Source organism: Rhizobium sp. FKY42, from assembly GCF_005222835.1.
Lineage (GTDB): Bacteria > Pseudomonadota > Alphaproteobacteria > Rhizobiales > Rhizobiaceae > Neorhizobium.
In genome coordinates, this window is sequence record NZ_STGA01000070.1 from 1 (window position 1) to 1,202 (window position 1,202).

At 58.8% G+C, this 1,202-nt stretch carries 1 protein-coding gene; it reads right to left on the reverse strand.

Annotated features, from left to right (window positions below; all coding sequences use genetic code 11):
- Positions 1–1,202, reverse strand: a 1,202-nt coding sequence (locus E8M78_RS21365; protein WP_281405085.1) for a calcium-binding protein, incomplete at both ends; no start/stop codon positions are given.

Consider the following 1,202-nt stretch of genomic DNA (forward strand, 5'->3'; position numbering starts at 1 on the left):
CGTGATCGTGTTTCCTGCATCATGCGTGATGACCGTGTCATTACCGACCTGAGCGGCGGCAGCCAGAACGTCTTCGAAATCGGCAAAGAGGCTATTGTCGAATTCGATCACATCGACCGATCCCGCTCCCGCCTGGAAGTCGGTAATCGTGTCTACCCCGAAGTTAGGCTTGAAGACGATGATGTCGTTTCCGGCCCCCGTCGTGATGGTGTCATTACCAGCATCTCCGAACAAGGTGTCATTTCCACTTGTGCCAGACAGGGTATCATTGCCCGCCGTGCCTCTGATCCAGGCTGCGGCCTGAATCTGGGTGCGGTCCCAGACCGTCCCGTCGGCGAACTGGATCTGCTCGACCCCCCAATTGGCGGTGGCCGAATAGAGCTGTTCATCAAGGGTGATGACGTGGCCGGTGCTGTTGATCGTGATCTTCACGTGGGTTCCGGAACGGCTGAAGGTGACGTCTCCCACATTGAGATCGGTCAACTTCACAATATCGACGTCGGTGGTGGAGCCGGATTCGTCATCGATATAATCGCTGCCGTCGCCGGAAGCATAGAGGTAGGTGTCGCTGCCAGCTCCACTGTTAAAGCGATCGTCACCAAGGCCGCCGACGAACACATCATTGCTGCTGGTCCCGGCGAGCGTGTCGTTGCCACTGGTCCCGTAGATGACGACCTTGCCCTGCAGATATGTATCGAGGCTCCAGTCGGTTCCACCCAGAACCGTGCCGTCCGCAAAGGTGATGCGCTCGACACCACCAGCCTGATTGAACTGGTTCTTGAGGGTGACGGTCTCGCCGGTCTGCAGAATACGGATGACGACGTCGCTCGTATTGCCGCTTGGCCGTTCGAACCGGATGTCCGCAAGGTTCAGGTCCGAGAAGGCTAGCGTATCGACGTCGGTCCCCGTCGTGACCTCGGTGATGACGTCGTTGCCGTCTCCCAAGCGGTAGACATAGGTATCGCTGCCGGCCAGTCCATTAAGGGCATCGTTTCCAAGCCCCGCACGGATCTGGCTGTCCGACCCTGCCGAGCCGGTGATGGTGTCATTGCCATCCGATCCGGCAATGTAGGCGACATTGGCAATCATATCCGCGCGCGACCAGGTCGTGCCGTTCGCGAACACGATCTTTTCGATCCCGCGCTGAATATCCTCGTTGAGCGTCGCCTTGATCAGCACCGAGCCGGCATCGCCAGCGCCAG